At 72.2% G+C, this 17,647-nt stretch carries 12 protein-coding genes; 3 read left to right on the top strand and 9 right to left on the bottom strand.

Going from position 1 to position 17,647, the window contains the following annotated elements:
• Positions 1-235 precede the first annotated feature (235 nt).
• The 3 genes from AB0B48_RS02460 to AB0B48_RS02450 all read right to left on the bottom strand — a co-directional run bounded on the left by AB0B48_RS02460 (position 236) and on the right by AB0B48_RS02450 (position 5,780).
• Positions 236-2,887, bottom strand: a complete 2,652-nt coding sequence (locus AB0B48_RS02460; RefSeq protein ID WP_357194764.1) for a helix-turn-helix domain-containing protein — start codon at positions 2,885-2,887, stop codon at positions 236-238.
• A 133-nt stretch (positions 2,888-3,020) separates the two neighbouring features.
• On the bottom strand, positions 3,021-4,169 hold the full coding sequence (locus AB0B48_RS02455; RefSeq protein WP_238669691.1) for an acyl-CoA dehydrogenase family protein: 1,149 nt from the start codon (positions 4,167-4,169) through the stop codon (positions 3,021-3,023).
• Between the two features lie 78 nt (positions 4,170-4,247).
• Complete coding sequence (locus AB0B48_RS02450; RefSeq protein ID WP_357194761.1) at positions 4,248-5,780, bottom strand: acyl-CoA carboxylase subunit beta; 1,533 nt, start codon at positions 5,778-5,780, stop codon at positions 4,248-4,250.
• A gap of 168 nt (positions 5,781-5,948) precedes the next feature.
• On the opposite strand from AB0B48_RS02450, the gene AB0B48_RS02445 reads away from it, so the two are divergent.
• Positions 5,949-6,509 (top strand): snapalysin family zinc-dependent metalloprotease, encoded by a 561-nt coding sequence (locus AB0B48_RS02445; RefSeq protein ID WP_357194758.1) that lies wholly within the window; start codon positions 5,949-5,951, stop codon positions 6,507-6,509.
• 56 nt (positions 6,510-6,565) lie between these two features.
• Here the strand turns inward: AB0B48_RS02445 and AB0B48_RS02440 are convergent, their stop codons facing one another.
• From AB0B48_RS02440 to AB0B48_RS02420, 5 genes are all read right to left on the bottom strand, one after another.
• Positions 6,566-7,486: a hydroxymethylglutaryl-CoA lyase gene (locus tag AB0B48_RS02440; RefSeq protein WP_357194755.1), complete on the bottom strand. Its 921-nt coding sequence runs from the start codon at positions 7,484-7,486 to the stop codon at positions 6,566-6,568.
• Between the two features lie 141 nt (positions 7,487-7,627).
• The gene (locus tag AB0B48_RS02435; protein WP_357194752.1) at positions 7,628-8,995 is read right to left on the bottom strand and encodes a biotin carboxylase N-terminal domain-containing protein; all 1,368 of its coding nucleotides are present in this window, start codon (positions 8,993-8,995) and stop codon (positions 7,628-7,630) included.
• Positions 8,996-9,066: 71 nt separating this feature from the next.
• Positions 9,067-9,666 carry a TetR/AcrR family transcriptional regulator gene (locus tag AB0B48_RS02430; protein WP_238669677.1) on the bottom strand — a complete coding sequence of 200 codons (600 nt, stop codon included), beginning with the start codon at positions 9,664-9,666 and terminating at the stop codon, positions 9,067-9,069.
• Between the two features lie 104 nt (positions 9,667-9,770).
• A complete protein-coding gene (locus AB0B48_RS02425) occupies positions 9,771-12,656 on the bottom strand; it encodes a hypothetical protein (RefSeq protein WP_357194749.1) in 2,886 nt (961 codons plus the stop codon).
• A gap of 2 nt (positions 12,657-12,658) precedes the next feature.
• A complete protein-coding gene (locus AB0B48_RS02420; protein ID WP_357194746.1) occupies positions 12,659-14,446 on the bottom strand; it encodes an HSP90 family protein in 1,788 nt (595 codons plus the stop codon).
• 120 nt (positions 14,447-14,566) lie between these two features.
• Between AB0B48_RS02420 and AB0B48_RS02415 the strand changes: the two genes are divergently transcribed.
• Positions 14,567-15,799, top strand: coding sequence for an MFS transporter (locus tag AB0B48_RS02415; RefSeq protein WP_357194743.1), 1,233 nt, complete (start codon positions 14,567-14,569; stop codon positions 15,797-15,799).
• Here AB0B48_RS02415 and AB0B48_RS02410 read toward each other — a convergent pair.
• The gene (locus AB0B48_RS02410; RefSeq protein WP_357194740.1) at positions 15,796-16,953 is read right to left on the bottom strand and encodes an FAD-dependent oxidoreductase; all 1,158 of its coding nucleotides are present in this window, start codon (positions 16,951-16,953) and stop codon (positions 15,796-15,798) included. The two genes, AB0B48_RS02415 and AB0B48_RS02410, sit on opposite strands and share 4 nt — an antisense overlap.
• A gap of 106 nt (positions 16,954-17,059) precedes the next feature.
• On the opposite strand from AB0B48_RS02410, the gene AB0B48_RS02405 reads away from it, so the two are divergent.
• Positions 17,060-17,641, top strand: a complete 582-nt coding sequence (locus AB0B48_RS02405; protein ID WP_357194738.1) for a TetR family transcriptional regulator — start codon at positions 17,060-17,062, stop codon at positions 17,639-17,641.
• Positions 17,642-17,647 lie beyond the last annotated feature (6 nt).

Genomic DNA, 17,647 nt, shown 5'->3' with positions numbered 1-17,647 from the left:
GGCAGCGGCAGAAAGACCGGCAGAACTGATCCAGCCAAGCTGGAGGATTCGGTCCAAGCCGACTTTCTGCCACCCCATCGGTGGCAGGCTTCGGGCACCGGGGATCACCGGGGGGTGACGGCGCGGGCGATCAGCGAGGGGTAGCACCAAAGGGGGCTCTTCGCCCGCGCCACTCTCCCGTCGCGATCCGCTCGGGGACAGCGCAGGGCTCGATCCGCGCAGGGACAGCGCAGGGCTACTGAGCCGGTCCACCCCGGGCGGCGATCAGCGCGTAGAGCAGTCCCGACTCCTGCGGCAACAGCCGGATGCCACTCTCCACACAGACCCGGTCCAGTCGATCGAGCACCGACGGGTCCGCAGTGCTCGCAGCCAGCCCCACCAGCGCCTCCACCACGTCGCGGCGATCCTGCCCCGCATGGTCGGCCGCAGCTGCGAACCACTCGGCAGCCAACTCCCGGTCCCCCCGGTGCAGCGCCAGGTTCCCCTCGATCAGCGCACAGAGCCCGGCCTCCGGGCCACCCCAGACCAGCGCCGAGTCGTCCGAGCGCGGTCGCGGCACGGTCCCCGCCGGCAGCGCCTCCCCGCCCCCGGCGCGCAACTCGGTCAGCACCGCTGTCGCCTCCGCGGCCCGCCCGTCCTGGGCGAGCGCCAGCCCGACGGTCCCGAGCACCCGACGGCGACGCCCGGGATCACCCAGCTCGGACAGGGCAGCGATCGCTCGCCGACCACGGTCGATGGCGTCCGCGTACCAGCCCTCCAGCCGGGCGACCTCGGCGCGATTGGCCCAGCCCAGCACGCGCAGCCGCTGCTCCCCACTCTCGGCGGCGAGTCGGTCCACCGCAGCGAGTCGGCGGCGGGCCGCAGCCAGATCGCCCGCGCGGATCTCGTGCCAGGCGAGGCTGTTCTGGGCCACCGCCAGGTCCCGGGTCCGCCCGTTGCGGGCGGCCAACCGCAGCAGCGCCTCGGCCTGCTCGCGAGCCTCGTCCTGCCGCCGGACGGAGATCAGCAGGGTGCCCAGCACGTTTCGCGCCTCCAACTCCCCTGTGACGTCGCCGGCCTGCCGGAAGGTGTCCAACGCCGCACGGGCCGTCGACAACTCCTCGGCACCGGCGCCGTGCTCCGCGGCCAGCCGGGCGACGCCGAGGGCAGCCCAGCCACGCAGGAGAGGATCGGCGTCGGCGGTCCGCGGGTCCGCCAGCAGCCGCCGCAGCCACTGCCGCCCGACGACGTCGCGTCCGCGGAACCGCCACCAGCGGGTCAGACAGGCCGCCAGCCGCAGCGCTGTCAACGGGTCGTCGGTGGCCGCGTGCGCCAACGACGAGCTGATGTCACTGCTCATCTCGTCCAGCCGGTGCACCGCGTCGGGTAACCGTGGGCCGATCAGGTCACTGGCGGTACGGGCCACCAGGCGCGCGATGACCTCCGCGTGTCGACGCCGGATGCAGGTCAGCTCACCTCCGCCGGCCGCCTGCTCGACGGCGTAGTCCCGGACCGCGTCGAGCAGGCGGAACCGGAACGACCCGGTTCCGCGTACGCTCAGCAGCCCCAACTCGACGAAGCGGTCCAACAGTGGAACCGGATCGATCGCCACGGTGCCGTCCCGGTCGGCCTCGTCGACGAGCATCTCCTCGGCCAACTCGACCGACCAGCGGTTACCGAAGACGGCCAGTTGCCGCAGCGCGGCCTGTTCGTCAGACGCCAACAGGCGGTAGCTGAACGCCACCGCGTCCCGCAGGGTGACGGCGACCGCCACCGCCGCACTGGTGTCGGGTCCGCTCGTCCGGCTGCCGAGCGCCTCCGGTGCGTCCCAGGCCGGGTGGGCGGACGCGTCCGCGGGGGTGGCCAGGTCGAGCACCCGGTCGCCGTACCTGTCGAGCAATTCGGTGAGGTCGAGGAGACGGCCCCGGGCGGCCATCAGCTCGATGGCCAACGGCAGCCCGCCCAACCGGCGCACCAACGCGGCGAGCGCCGGCAGCTCAGCGGGGGTGGGCGGCTCTCGGCGGACCTGAGCGAGCCGGGCGGTGAACAACGCGACAGCCGGCCACGATTCGAGTCCGGAGTGCTCAGCCTCCGGTGGTGGTACGTCGAGTGGCGCGACCGGCCAGACCCGCTCGCCGGGCAACCCGACCGGGTGCCGCCCGGTGACCAGCACCCGCAGCGAGGGCAGCGCTCCGAGCAACCGGTGCACTGTCGCGGCCACCGGGCCGGGCGCGCGCTCCACCGCGTCCATCACCAGCAGCGTCGGCCGCCCGGCGAGCAGCGCCACGAGTTCGGACAGGCGCGCCACGCCGAGCACGGACATCGAGGCGGCGAGCACGTCCGGACCGTCGGCGCCCTCGCCCACCAGCACCCCGGCAACACCGGCCGGGTGAGCGGCGGCCACCAGGTGCGCCACCGACGTCGCCAGGGCGGTCTTGCCGACGCCGGCCAACCCGACGAGGCTCACCAACCGGGGTCCTCGCTCCGCCGTCAGCATTTCGGCCAGCTCGGTGAGGTCGCGCTCCCGGCCGATCAACTCCACCGGCGGCGGGAGCACGACCGACCTGTCGGCGGGGGCGGCGGCTGACGTGGCGTTGCCGCCGACCGCGAGCGCCGTCGACGTGGCGTCCGGCGAGGCCGGTTCGGCACCGGCCCCGCGGGCAGCGGCCAGGAACGCCGCCCGGCTGGTGCCGGTCAGCGCCAGTGCCCCGGCGAGCAGTTCCACAGTGGTGCGTTGTGGCCGGTTCGACCGGCCACGCTCCAGGTCACGGACCGTCCGCACACCCACCCCGGCCCGGGACGCCAGCTCGGCCTGGGTGAGGCCGGCGGCGCGTCGATGCCCGCGGAGCAGCTCCGGCAAGGTGGTACGTCCAGCCGGGCTCCGCGACCATTCATGATCCGGAGTCATGGGCTCGAAGAGTACGGATGGACTACGACCGTCGGCAGTCGAACGTCGGGCTACTGACGTCCGCTCGCCGAAACCCGACAGCCGTACGGACAGCCCGTCCGGGGCGACCGGCCGATCAGCTCGGCCTGGCCGCTCAGAGGCCGAGATCCCGAGCGATGATCATCCGCTGCACCTCGCTGGTGCCCTCGCCGATCTCCAGGATCTTGGAGTCCCGCCAGAACCGGGCCACCGGGTACTCGTTCATGAAGCCGTACCCGCCGTGGATCTGGGTGGCCTCCCGGGCGTTGTCCACGGCGATCGTGCTGGCGTGCAGTTTGGCGATGGCGGCCTGCCGCTTGAACGGCTCGCCGGCCAGCATCCGTGCGGCGGCGTCGTAGTACGCCAGGCGAGCGGTGTGCGCCTTCAGCTCCATGTCGGCGATCTTGAACTGGATGGCCTGGTTGGCGCCGATCGGCTGACCGAAGGCGTGCCGCTCCTTCGCATACTTGATCGACTCGTCGACACAGCCTTGCGCGAGGCCGACGGCGAGCGCGGCGATCGCAATCCGGCCCTCGTCGAGGATCCGCAGGAACTGCGCGAAACCCCGACCCCGGGCGCCGAGCAGGTTGGCGGCCGGCACCCGGCAGTCGTCGAAGGTCAGCTCGTGGGTGTCCGACGCGGTCCAGCCCACCTTGGAGTAGCCGGGCGCGACGGCGAAGCCGGGCGTTCCGGTGGGCACGATGATCGTCGACAGCTCCTTGGAGCCGTCCGGGTTCGTGCCGGTCACCGCGGTGACGGTGACCATGGCGGTGATGTCGGTACCCGAGTTGGTGATGAACGCCTTCGAGCCGTTGATCACCCACTCGTCGCCGTCCAGCACTGCCCGGGTCTGCGTGCCGGCGGCGTCCGAGCCGGTGCCGGGCTCGGTGAGACCGAAGCCGGCCAGCGCCTCACCGCTGAGCAGTCGGGGCAGCCAGGTCGCCTTCTGCTCCTCGGTGCCGAAGCGGTAGATCGGCATCGCGCCCAGCGAGACCGCCGCCTCCAGGGTGATGGCCACGCTGGAGTCGACCCGGGCCAACTCCTCCAGGGCCAGGCAGAGCGCGAAGTAGTCGCCGCCCATGCCGCCGTGTTCCTCGGCGAAGGGCAGACCGAACAGGCCCATCTTGCCCATCTGCCGGATCACCTCGTACGGGAAGGTGTGCTGCTCGTAGTGCTCGGCGATGACCGGGGCGATCACCTCGCGGGCGAATTCCCGCACGCTCTCGCGCAGCGCCGCTTGTTCGTCGGTGAGCCGGAAATCCATCTCATCCTCCTGTAAGGACGGTCCGCCCCGGCGCTCGTGACGCCGAAGGCGGGTCGCTGTGCGGGCCCGAGTCGATGGTCAGACCGGGGTGACGCCGTGCCGACGGCGGGAGAAGTGCCGATCCTTGGTACGCGCCGCCGCGAATCGACGGACCAGCTCAGTGCGTAGGTCCTGCGGCTCCACGATGGCGTCCACCACCAGCTCGCTGGCCAACCGGACGACGTCGATGTCCTGCTCGTACTCGGCCCGCTTGGCGGCGACGAAGGCCGCCCGCTCGTCCTCGTCGGCAATGGCGGCGATCTTGTTGGCGTAGACCGCGTTCACGGCGGCCTCGGCGCCCATCACGGCAATCTTCGCGGTCGGCAGCGCGATCGTGGCGTCCGGCTCGAACCCGGGCCCGGCCATCGCGTAGAGACCGGCGCCGTACGCCTTGCGGACCACCACGCAGATCTTCGGAACCGTCGCCTCGGAGATCGCGGTGATCATCTTGGCGCCGTGCCGGATGATGCCCTGCTTCTCCACCGCGCTGCCGACCATGAAGCCGGGCACGTCGCTGAGGAACAGCAGCGGCACGTTGAACGCGTCGCAGAGCTGCACGAACCGGGTGGCCTTGTCGGCCGAGTCGACGAAGAGCACACCGCCCTTGAACATCGAGTTGTTGCCGACCACACCGACGACCTGGCCGTCGAGGCGGCCGAAGCCGATGGTCAGCTCCTTGGCCCAGAGCGCCTGGATCTCGAAGAACGACCCCTCGTCGAGCAGGCCCTTGACGTACCGCCGCATGTCGAACGCCTGTCGCTCACTGGCCGGCACCAAGGCGGCCAGGTCGGCCTTCACGGGCGCGGCGACCGCCGGTGCGGTCGGCGGCGCCTGTGTCCAGTTCGCCGGCAGGTACGACAGGTAGGTCTTCACGACGTCGAGCGCGTCGGCCTCGGTCTTGCAGAGGAAGTGCCCCACGCCGGATTCGGCGGTGTGCACCTTCGCCCCGCCCATCGCCTCCAGGGTGGTCTTCTCGCCGGTGACCATCTCGACCATCCGGTCGGAGCCGAGGTACATGCTGGCGTTGCCGTCGACCAGCGCCACCACGTCGCAGAACGCCGGGATGTACGCACCACCGGCGGCGCTCGGGCCGAACAGCGCGCAGACCTGTGGGATCGAGCCGGAGGCACGGACCTGGTTCCAGAAGATCTTGCCGGCGCCACGCCGGCCGGGGAAGAGATCGACCTGGTCGGTGATCCGGGCGCCGGCCGAGTCGACCAGGTAGACCATCGGCACGCCGGCGCCGTACGCCCGCTCGATGATCCTGATGATCTTCTCGACGGTGCGGGCGCCCCAGCTGCCGGCCTTGACCGTGGAGTCGTTGGCCATCAGGCAGACCTGTCGGCCGTCGATGGTGGCGGTGCCGGTCACCACGCCGTCGGCTGGCAGACCTTCGGCCATCGTGTTGGCGTAGAGGCCGTCCTCGACGAACGAGCCCTCGTCGACCAGGAGCGCTACCCGTTCACGGGCGAAGAGCTTGCCCTTGGCCGCGTTGGCCGCGTGGTACTTGTCCGCGCCGCCGGACCGGGCCCGCTTGCGCAGCTGCTCCAGTGCCTCACCGTCGAGCGTCACGCCGACTCCTCCGCCATACTGACCTGAACGATCGTTAGGCTAGCGCATCGGCGCGGTTGTCGGCGACCTACGAGCGAACCAGACAGTTGAGCCGAGAGCAAGACATTGAAAAACGTGAATACATATCGCTAGGCTCCTGACACCCCTTCTTTCAGATCGGAGTCAGCGATGACCTCACGACTCAACCGGCTCGCCGTCGCGTTGCTCGCGACGACACTCGCCACCCTCGGCATCACGGTCGCCAACCCGTCGCCCGCGTCCGCCGCCATGACCATCTGCTACAACACCAGCCAGGCGGGCAGCTACGCCAGCGTCGCCAACCAGGCCGCCTCGATCTGGAACAACGCCACAGTCAACCTGACACTCTCCGCCAACTGCGGCTCCAACCTGCGCATCTACCGGATCACCGGCGGCGGCTCGTACGCCCAGCGGACCAGCCTCGGCAACGGCCGGGTCTACATCGACACCCAGCAGGCCGCCCAGTACAGCGTGCTGCGGATCATGACCCACGAGATCGGGCACATCCTCGGCCTGCCGGACAACTACAACGGGAACTGCTCGCTGCTGATGTCCGGCGGCAGCGCCGGCACCAGCTGCACCAACGCCTACCCGAGCACCGCCGAGGCGAACCGGGTCAGCAGCCTCTTCGCCGGCACGTTCAGCGCCACCGACCGCAGCGCGGACATCTTCCGCGACAGCTGGCCGAGCGCGCTCACCACGGTGAACTGACCGAACCCGCCAAAAACGAAGGGGCCGGCGCGTGCGCCGGCCCCTTCGTCGCGTCCTCAGCTCGGCAGCGGCGTCAGCCGGGTACGCGGACCGGCCCGCAACACACCCGACGGCAGCTTCTTGCCGAGCAACGCCTCGGCCAACTCCGCCACCTCGATGAGCGCCGGCAGGTCGATGCCGGTGTCGATGCCCATGTCGTGCAGCATGTGCACGGCCTCCTCGGTGGCCAGGTTGCCGCTCGCCCCCGGCGCGTACGGGCAGCCACCGAGGCCACCGACGCTCGCGTCGAACTCGGTCACCCCCAGCTCCAGCGCGGTCAGCAGGTTGGCCAGCGCCGTACCCCGGGTGTTGTGGAAGTGCAGCAGGACCGGCACGTGCGCGTTGCGGTCGCGTACCGCGGTCAGCAGCTCACGGACCCGACGTGGGGTGCCCATGCCGGTGGTGTCGCCGAACGCGACCCGGTCCGCGCCGTCGCGGACTACCCGGTCCACGATCCCGGCCACCCGCTGCGGATCGATGTCCCCCTCGTACGGGCAGCCAAAGCTGGTCGCCACGATCACCTCGACCCGCGCCGACGCGCCGTGCAGCAGGTCGATCAGCTCGGCGATGTCGTCCAACGACTCGTCAGTGGACCGGTTGACGTTGCGCCGGTTGTGCGTGTCACTGGCCGAGACCACCACCTCGATCTCGGTGAATCCGGCGGCGAGGGCCCGCTGGGCGCCCCGGGTGTTCGGCACCAGCGCGGAGTACCGCACCCCGTCGGCCTTCACCGCCCGCTGCCACACCTCGTCGGCGTCGGCCATCTGCGGAATCGCCCTCGGGTGCACGAACGACACCGCCTCGATTCGGCGTACGCCGGTGCCGGAGAGGGCGTCGAGCAGCCGCACCTTGGCGTCGGTCGGGATCGGGTCCTCGTTCTGCAACCCGTCGCGCGGCCCGACCTCGCGGATCGAGACGAAATCTGGCAGGTCCGCCATAAGGGGTCACCTCACTGTGACGAAAGCAGTGCCTAGGGGGTCCTCCCAGCATGCCACCCCGCTGTTGATCAAAGGTTTGCGTCACCTGCGGCGCGGAACCTGACGCAGACCTCTTGATCACCGGGGAGTGGTGGGCGGGGGTCAGCGCATGCGGGAGACGATGCCCGTGTCGTAGGCGCCGGAGCGGAACTCCTCGTTGTCCAGCAACTCGGTGAAGAAGGGGACGTTGTTCTTCGGGCCCTCGATCTGGAACGCCGCGACGGCTGCCTTCGCGCGATCGAGCACCTCGTCGCGGGTCGCGCCGCTGACGATCAGCTTGGCCAGCAGGCTGTCGTAGAACGGGGTGACCGTGTTGCCCTCGGTGTAGCCGGAGTCCACCCGGACACCCTCACCCGTCGGCTCCACCCACGTCCTGATCACACCCGGGCCGGGCAGGAAGCGCTTCGGGTCCTCCGCGTTGATCCGCATCTCGATGGCGTGCCCACTCGGGGTCAACGCGTCCGGGTCGAACGTCGGCGCCAACCCGGAGGCCACCCGCAACTGCTCCTCGACCAGGTCGATGCCGTACACGTACTCGGTCACCGGGTGCTCCACCTGCAAGCGCGTGTTCATCTCCAGAAAGAAGAAGTCTTCGGAGCCGGGAGCGTCGCCCTCGGAGTCCCGCTCACGTGGGACCAACAGGCACTCCACGGTGCCCGCGTTGCGGTAGCCGACCGCCTCGCCGGCCCGCACCGCCGCCGCCAGGAGCCGGGCTCGCAGCTCCGGCGAGACAGCCGGCGACGGGGACTCCTCGACCAACTTCTGGTTGCGCCGCTGCACCGAGCACTCCCGCTCGCCGAGCGCCACCACCCGGCCGTCGGCCAGGCCGAGGATCTGCACCTCGACGTGCCGTACCCGGGGAAAGTACCGCTCGATCAACACCGAGCCGTCGCCGAACATCCGCTCGGCGAACGCGCGCACCTTGTCGTACTCGGTGCGTAGCGCGGCCTCGTCGACCGCCACGCCCATACCCATGCCGCCACCGCCGGCGGCAGCCTTGACCATCACCGGGTAGCCGATCTCGGCCGCGGCCGTCACCGCAGCGTCCAGGTCGGCGGCCGGGTCGGTGGTGCCCGGCGCGACCGGAACGCCGGCCGCCGCCATCAGGTTCCGGGCATTGATCTTGTCGCCCATCGCGGTGATCGCGTCCGCGTCGGGTCCGACCCAGATCAGGCCGCTCGCCTCGACGGTACGGGCGAACTCGGCGTTCTCCGACAGGAAGCCGTACCCGGGGTGGATCGCCTGCGCGCCCGTCGACTTCGCGGCGGCGAGGATGGCCTCGGTGTTGCGGTAGCTCAGCGCCGGGTTCGGTGGGCCGATGAGGACCGCCTCGTCCGCCTCCGCGACGAACGGCAGGTCGGCGTCGGCCTCCGAGTGCACCGCGATCACGCGGATGCCGAGCCGCTTGGCGGTCCGGATGATCCGGCGGGCGATCTCGCCCCGATTGGCGACCAGCAGTGACTCGATCATGTTTCCTCCCGGCGTCCGGATGGTGGGACGATGTCAGGGAATCATGACCGGCACGGTTCTGACGAGTCGGCTCAGGCGAGCAGCGCGGCCAGTGTCGCCCCGCGCAGCAGCTCCGCGCGGCGTCGCCGGTCCACCTCACCACCGAGGAACGGCGTCGAGTTCATCAGGCCGAACGCGGCGTGCGCGAGCACCCGGGCCTCACCGTCGGGCATCCCCGGGTGCAGCGCGGTGAGCACTGTCACCCACTCCTCGACGTAGAGCCGTTGCAGCCGACGGATCCGCCGCCGCGGCTCCTCGGGCAGGCGGTCCAGCTCGTGCAGGTGCAACGCGATCACCGCCGGGTTGGCCAGCGCGAACTCGACGTGGAAGTCGATCAGCGACTCCAGCACGCCGCGCGGGTCGTCCGAGCGCCCGACGGCGCGTTCCCGCCCACCGGCCAGCAACCCCTCACTGACGGGAATCAGCGCGGCGGCCAGCATGGCTTCCTTGCCGGCGAAGTGGTGGTAGAGCGCCGGACCGGTGACCCCGGCGGCCGCACCGATGTCGTCCATCGAGACGCCGTGATATCCACGCGCCGCGAACAGACCTACCGCGATCTCCAGGATCTCGTCCTTGCGGGACCTGCGCCGGCCCGCGCCCGCCGCACCCCGTGCCTGCTGCTCCACCGTCACCGGACAAGCCTAGACCGCGAGGAGCCCGCGATGGTTGCCGGTCAGTCCCGTCCGTCCGTCCCGGACCGGGCCGCCCCTGACCTGGCCAGGGGCGGCCGCCGAGGTCAGTCGTCCTCGTCCAGGTCGTGTTCGGCGCGCAGCGCCGCGGCTTCCGTGGGCCGATCGAGCAGATCCAACACCCGAGCCAGCAGCCAGGCCGTCTGGCGGACCTGCCGCGAGGCGGCCGGCAACCCGCCGAGTACGCGGCGCAGCAGCGGCTCCGCCTCGGCCGGCCGGTCCAGGCGCAGCAGCAACTCACCGATCAGGGCCTCCACCTGGGCGGCCTCGCCGAACGCCTCGATCGAGCGCAACCGGTCCGGCACCCCGGTGAGCCGGTCCAGGGCCTCGTCCGGGCGGTCCTCGCCGGTGAGCACCCGCGCTCCGGCCTCGGCCGCCAGTGCCAGCTCGTACAGCACCGGCGGTTCGGCCTGCCCGGCCAGCTTCGCCGCCAACGCGTCCATCACCCCGACGGTGCGCAACGCCGCGTCCCGGTCGTCGGCCCAGAACCAGGCGTACGTCTCCCGTCGCCGGGCACGCAGCTCGTCGAGCGGCAGGTCACCGAGCCGGTACGCCTCGGCCGCGGCGGCGAACCGCTCGCCCGCCGCCGCGTCCCGGTCTGCGTCGTAGAGGATCCCGCCGGCCTCCTCCAGAACCTGCGCCCGGTGCGGGAGGTTGTCCGGTCCGTCCAGATTGCCGGCCAACTGCTCCAACAGCGCCAACGCGGGATCGATCTCGCCAAGTCCGGCGTAGACGCCGGCCAGCAGGTGCCGGCAGCGGTCGGCCTCAGCCTGAGCGCCCAACCGGTCCAGACCGAGCACGGCCTCCTCGGCGACCTCGGCGGCCTCGGCGAGCCGGCCCACGATCCGGTACGCGTTCGCCAGCTCCCACCGCAGGAACGCGTCCCCCTCGGCGCCCCGCTCCACGCACAGCGTCACCGCCTCGACGAAGTCGTCGACCGCGTCCGCAGCCTGGCCGGCCGCCAGCAACGCCCGGGCGCGGGCGACCCGGACCGGCAGCTCCGCGTCCGCCGGTGCCGCCTCCAACGCCTCGTCGCAGGCGGCCACGGCGTCCGCCGGATCGTCGACCAGCCGCGCGTACGCCAGGCAGGCACCGGTGACCACCTCGCCGACACCCAACTCCCGGCCGATCCGGCGTGCCTCGTCGACGGCGGCGCGGGCCTCGTCGACGCGGTCCAACTGCTCCAGCAGGTGCCCCCGGTGCAGTGCGATCCGGGCGGTCAGGTGCCGATCGCCGCCCGCGTCGGCCGGCACCCGGTCGAGGGCGGCGAGCGCGTCCGCCCAACGTTCGCGGTGCAGCAGCGCCAACGCCACCCGGTCGTGGCCGGCCGCCCGCTGCTGGGCGTCGCCGAGCCGGTCCAGGACGTCGGCCGCCTCCCGGGTCAGCAGCAGGCCCTCCTCGGTGTCCTCGTCGGACCGGGTCAACAGCACGCCGAGTCGCCCGGCGACCGTCTGGGCCGCCACCTCTTCGCCCGCCTCCCGGTACAGCTCCAACGCTGCCCGATTCAGCGTGATCGCACCCTCGATGTCGTCCTCGTCGCCACGCTCCGACGCGCGCAGGGCCAGCCGGTGCGCGGACGTGCGGGCGGGCAACTCGGCAGAGCCGAACCGGTCGTCGAAGGCAACCAGCGCTGCCCGGAAGGTGCCCCGGTCGTGCCGGCCCCAACTCTGCTCCGCGAGGTCCAGCAGATCGTCCGGGCCGGCGTCTCCGGGCACTGTCACGACCTGTGGTTCAGCCCTGCCGGTTCGCACCCGCCGGGCCCGGTCCGCGGACGACGCCGGTGTCCCCGGCGCGCCGGCCGTCTCGTCGCCGACCGGTCGGGCCGGACGGCGGCGGACGCTCGCGGACAGCGGCACATGCTCGCCGCTCGCCTGCACGGCAAGCCGACTGGCGATCCACTCCGACTGGTGGCTCGTGCCGTTACGGGCGTCGAAGCGGGCGGCCAGACCGGCAGCGGTTTCGGCCAGCTCGTTCGCCAACGACGCCGCCGACACCTCGGCGGCCGGCCGGCCCTCGGCGGCCCGGCGGTACACGGCCGACGGGCCGGCCTGACGCAGCGCCGCGGCGGCCACCGCCGAGAAGTGCATGGCGGCGGCCGGTGACGGCGGCCGGTCCAGCCAGTCCAGGTGCCGCTCGACCAGCTCGATCGCTCGCGCCTCGTTGCCGGTCAGCGTGCAGAACTCGACGTGGTCCGCGATGTCCCACAGGTTGGCGAGGTTGCCGCGCTGCCGGCGGTACGCCTCCCGGTGCGCGTCCCGCGCCTCTTCGACCCGCCCGGTCCGCAGGTACGGCAGGAGCAGCGCGGTGAGGATCGACTGCGGCTGCTCGTTGCAGTTGAGCCGGCCGGCGAGCACCGGCTCGGCCAGCTCCACCGCCTCGACGTCCCGCCCGGTGTCGGCGAGGTAGCCCACCTGGCTCGTGGGGTCACAACCGGCGCAGTCGGACAGGGCGTCGCGCGGGGTGGTCTGCCAGAGGCGGTACCAGTGCGCCGCGGCCTCGACGTCGCCCACGTGGTCGGCGACGCGGAACCGGTGCTTGTGCACGGCCTGGAGGCTGTGCCCGCCGGCCCGGTAGCGGCGTTCCATGTCGTCCAGCACGGCGTACGTGCGGTCGAGCGGCACCTCCGGGAAGTTCAGCAGGCCATTGATCATGTACTTGAAGTGCCAGAGCAGGTTGTGCAGGTGCCCCTGGTGGTACGGCTGCGGATCGCTGTCGAACTCGGACAGGCACCAGGAGAAGGTCACGAAGGACTTGGCCGGCTCACCGCCGTAGATGTAGCCGGTGGTGGCCTGCATCCGGGTGACGAACGCGAGGTGCCGGTCGTCGGCGGCGTCCACCCGGCGCAGCAACTGCTCCAGGGCGGCGATCTGCCCCGCCCCGTACGGCATGTCGGCGATGCCGCGAAGCACCCGCCACAGATCCTCGTCGCTCATGCTCACTCCCGTCCCGGGACAGCCCGGCCGAGCAGGCCGAGGAAGGAATCGTTCAGCAACGCCGCGTCGGCGGCGCGGATCGGATGGTGGCCGAGCAGCAGCGCCTGCCCGTACAGCGCCTCGATGGCCAGACCGACCAGCTCCGGGTCGCTCAGCATGGTCACCCGTCGTACCAGCGGGTTGCGGTGGTTGAGCACCAACTGCGGACGGTCCGGCGGGGCGGTGGCGGCGAGCGCGTCGAGCACTCCACCCCACAGCTCGTCGGCCCGGTCCCGGCTGGCCGCGAGCTGGTCGTTGAACGCCGCCGACCGGCTGACCAGGTAGAGCGCGGGCAGGGAAACCGGGTCGTACGCCCGGATGACCACCTCGCAGCCGGAACGCTCGACGGCCCGCTGCGCCGCCGCGAGGAACTGTCGCAACGCCAACTCCACCTGCGGGTCGAGCGCGTCGAACCGGGTGGTGAGGTCACTCGGCTCCAGGCGCTCGATGAGCACCGAGCGGTCCACCACCGGCAGCCGCTCGATCAGCTCGGTGTCGTACGTGTAGCCGGCGTTGACCACCGCCAGGTCCTGCGCAGCGGCGACAGCGGCCAGTTGACGGAACTCGTCCAGGCTGGCCGCGTAGCGGACCACTCCGTAGCGCTCCCGGAACTCGGCGAGGGTGAGCGTGCCGACGTTGGTGTCCATGGGCCACCACCGGTCGACCAGGCGGAGCATCTCGTCGTCGTGCAGCGCCAGGGCCTTCACGCCGAGGTGATGCACCTGGAGGAACTCGGCCAGCCGGTGCGGGTCGTGCCGGGCCAACCGGACCAGCCAGCCGCGCACCTGGTCGCCGAGTGCCTCCCGGGTCGCCGTCAGCAGGGTGTCCTCGTAGAGGGCCTCCCGGCTGGCGGTCGGGCGCAGCTCGGTCGCGTCCACCACGCAGTGCGCGAAGAACGCCCACTCCGGCAGCAGCCCGTCGGCGTTCTCGGTGAGCAGCATCCGCTTGAGGTAGACGCGGTGCCCGGCCCGGGCCGCCGGGTTCACCGGCGTCGGCAGGATGACGGCGACACCGGTCAGCCCGGCCTCCGGCACGGCCAGCGGCAGGACGTCGAACGGGTCCACGCCGAGCGTCTCCCGGGCGTACCGGATCAGCGCCGCGCGGTCCAGCGGCGCACCCGGCGTGGTCGGCCAGGGCGGCTCCCCGGCGGTGGTGACGACGTCGCCGACGCGGACGGTGACCGGCAGCAGCGCGCCGAACAGCCGGGCCAGGTCGGTGACGGTCGCGGTGGTGAACCACTGGTCCGCGTCGCGGCGGGGCACCAGCGTGACGGTGGTGCCCGGCTCGGCACGAGCGGCTTCCGGCGGGGCCACCGTCACCGCGTAGCGGCCGTCGGCGTACCCGGTCCAGCGAACCGTGGGCTCGTCGCCGTGCCGGGTGAGCACCTGGATCTCGTCGGCCACCAGGAAGCAGGAGAGCAGACCGATGCCGAACTGGCCGAGGAACTCGTGCCGGGAGAAGCCGAGCTCGTCGCGCTTCGAGCTGCGGCCGATGGTGGCCAGCAGCTCGTGCACCTGCGCCTCGGTCAGGCCGATGCCTGTGTCGTGCACCCGCAGGGTGCCGTCGCCGGTGCTGTCCGGGGGTTCGATGCGTACCAGCGCCGGTGCGTCCGGTTCGGTCCTGCGGCGGGCGGTGATCGCGTCCACCGCGTTCTGGAGCAGCTCACGGACGTAGACCCGCGGGCTGCCGTAGAGGTGATGACTGAGCAGGTCAACCACGCCACGTAGGTCGACCTGGAAAGTGTGATCCACGCCTGTTGTCTCCCCGTCCCGATATCGGCGCTCACCGTACCCATGATCACCGACCGGCGCGGTCCCCTCTCTGCCCGGCGGCTTGACCCTCGACCCGGTCGAACCGGCACGGTCGCCGGCATGACTTCCTCCGCTCTGGGCCGGGACTTCCAGCTCCTGTGGTCCGCGGCCGTCTCGTCCCGGTTCGGGGATGCGCTGCGTGCCCCGGCGCTGGCCCTGCTGGCCGCGACCGTGACCCGTGATCCGCGGATCATCGCGGCGGTCACCGTGGCCGGGCAGTTGCCGCCGCTGCTCTTCGGCCTGCTCGGCGGCGTGTACGCGGACCGCTGGGACCGCCGTCGGACGATGGCGGTGGTCGACGGGGTACGCGCGGCAGTGGTGGCGGCGCTGGCCGTGGTGGTCGCGCTCGACCGGGTCAGCGTGCTGGTGCTGCTGGTGGTGGCGTTTCTGCTCGCCACGTTGGGCACTCTCTTCGACTCCGCGTCGTTCGCGCTGCTCCCCGCGCTGGTGCCACCGGACGCGCTGCCCCGGGCGAACGGTCGGCTCCAGGCGGGGTCGGCGGTGGCCGGTGGCTTCCTCGGGGCGCCCGCCGCCGGTGTCCTGTTCGCCGTCGCCCCGGCGCTTCCGTTCGCAGTCGACGCCGTCACCTTCGCGGCGGCCGCCCTGCTCGTGCTGGCCCTCGGTGCGCCTCCCGCCAGCACCCCGGGAATGGCACGGCGGCGCGGCTCGGTGTGGGGCGAGATCGTCGAGGGGCTGCGGTGGTTGGTGGCGCACCGGACCCTGTGGCGGGTCACAGTGCTCACCGCCGCGAGCAACCTGGCGATCAGCGGAATCATGGCGGTGTTGGTGCTCTACGCGCTGGACGTGCTCCGGGTGCCACCGGCCGGGTACGGGCTGTTCGCCGCCGCCGCCATCGTCGGGGGCGTGGCGGGGGCGCTCGGGGCGGGACGGCTCGCCGCCCGACTCGGCACGGTGCCGGCGCTGCGGGCGGTGCTGGCAGTGGAGACCGTGGCGCTGACCGGCTTCGCGCTTGCTCGGCATCCGGTGTCGGGCGGGATCGCGCTGGCCGTCTTCGCCGCCGGCACCGTGGTGTGGAACAGCCTGTGGGCGTCGTACGGGCAGCGGCAGGTGCCGAGCGAACTGCTGGGCCGGGTCGGTGCGGCCCAGCGGATGGTCGGTCTGCTCACCGCACCGCTCGGGGCGGCGCTCGCCGGGTTGGCCGCCGCGTCGTACGGCACGGAGCCGGTGGCGGGCGCTGCGGCGGCGACGTTCGCGCTGGTCACCGTCGCCGCGTGGCGGACACTACGACCGGCCGTGTCCGCTGTGTCCGCCGTGTCGAGCGGCGCGGGTTAGCCCGGCGTCCGCTCCCGGTGCGACAGCCCGGACAGGCGCAGCGCGATGCGTCGGCGGGCCGGTGGAACGGCACCGAGCAGCCGGAGCAGCACGTCCCGGGCGGGCCGGCGAGCCGGGGAGACACCGGCCATCCTGGTCAGCCCGGCGGCGAAGCTCAGCACGTCCTCGGCCATCGGCCGCTGCCGGGCGGTGTAGTCGTCGAGCAGCGTCTCCGGGCCGCCGTCGAGCACGTCCGCCACTGCGGTGCCGAGTGCCACCGCGTCGCAGATCCCGAGGTTCATGCCCTGCCCGCCGGCCGGGCTGTGCACGTGCCCGGCGTCGCCGGCCAGCAGCACCGGTCCGACTCGGAAGGTGTCGGCGATCCGGTGGTGCACCCGGAACCGGGAGCCCCAGAGCACCTCGGTCACCCGGTCGGGTCGTCGCGCCGGGCCGCGCTCGTCGAGCAGCGCCTGGAGGTAGGTCGCGTCCGGTTCGGGCGGGGCGTCCGCCACGGCGGCGACCAGCCGGACCACCCCGCCGGGCAGCGGCGCCCAGACCAGCGGCCCGGGGCGGGCGAGGAAGAGCGCCGCCTCGTCGCGGGGCAGCACGCTGCGCACCCGCACGTCGGCGAGCACGAAGGACTCCTCGTCGCTGCTGCCTGTGAAGCCGATGCCGGCCAACTGTCGGACCGTGCTGTGCAGGCCGTCCGCGCCGACCACGAACCGCGCCCGCAGCGCCGCCCCGTCGACCCGCGCGAGCATGCCGTCACCGGCGCGGCTCAGCCCGGTGAGCTGGCACGGCCGTCGTACCTGGACACCGCGTTCAGCCAACTTCTCGGTGAGCACGGCCTCGGTGACCGCCTGGGAGACCAGCAGCGCGTAGGGGAAGCGGGACGGCAACTCGTGGAACGGCACCGACAGCAGCACCCGGTCCCGGTCGCGCACCGTGAAGCGCGGCGTCCGCACCGCCTGGGCGATCAGCGGCGTCGCGGCGTCGATCCGGTCCAGCACCTCCAGGGTGTACGCGTGCACGACGGCGGCGCGGGAGGTCGTCGGCGGCGCGGCCAACCGGTCCAGCACTGTCACCTCGACGCCGCGCCTTGCCAGCGTCAACGCGGTGGCGAGACCGGTGGGGCCGGCGCCCACCACCAGGACGTCGGTGCTCGTGGGCAGCATTGCCACCTCCAGAAGACCGCTGCCAACATGTGTTGGCAAACACTTGTTGGCAACGCTAGGGCCCGCCCGATTGCGTGTCAACACTTGTTGGCCTACGGTCGTTGGCATGACCCAGTCCGCCCAGTCGACCCCGCCCCGACGCTCCGACACCACCAGGGCGGCGATCCTGCGAGCGGCCCGGGAACGGTTCGCGGCGGACGGCTACGAGCGCGCCACGATCCGGGCCATCGCCGCCGACGCCCAGATCGACCCATCGATGGTGATGCGCTACTACGGCAGCAAGGAAGGGCTGTTCGCGGCGGCGGCCGAGTTCGACCTCCGCCTGCCCGACCTGACCTCGGTGCCGCCCGCTCGACTCGGTGAGGTGCTGGTCCGGCACTTCCTCGCCCGCTGGGAGGGCGACGAGACCCTGGTGGCGCTGCTGCGGGCCGCCAGCACCAACCCCGGCGCCGCCGAACGCATGCGCGGCATCTTCGCCGACCAGCTCACCGCCGCCGTGGCCACGTTCGGCGGCGACCCGGCGCTGACCGCCCGACGGGCCGGCCTGGTGGCCAGCCAGATCCTCGGCCTCGCCTTCACCCGGTACATCGTCCGCCTGCCGCCCATGGTGGACACCCCGCCGGACGACCTGGTCTCCTGGATCGCGCCGACGCTCCAGCGCTACCTGACCGGAACGCCACCGGGCTGACCCAAC

Source organism: Micromonospora sp. NPDC049089, assembly GCF_040648775.1.
In the GTDB taxonomy this organism is placed as follows: Bacteria; Actinomycetota; Actinomycetes; order Mycobacteriales; family Micromonosporaceae; genus Micromonospora.
This window is presented reverse-complemented; position numbering and strand designations above follow the sequence as displayed.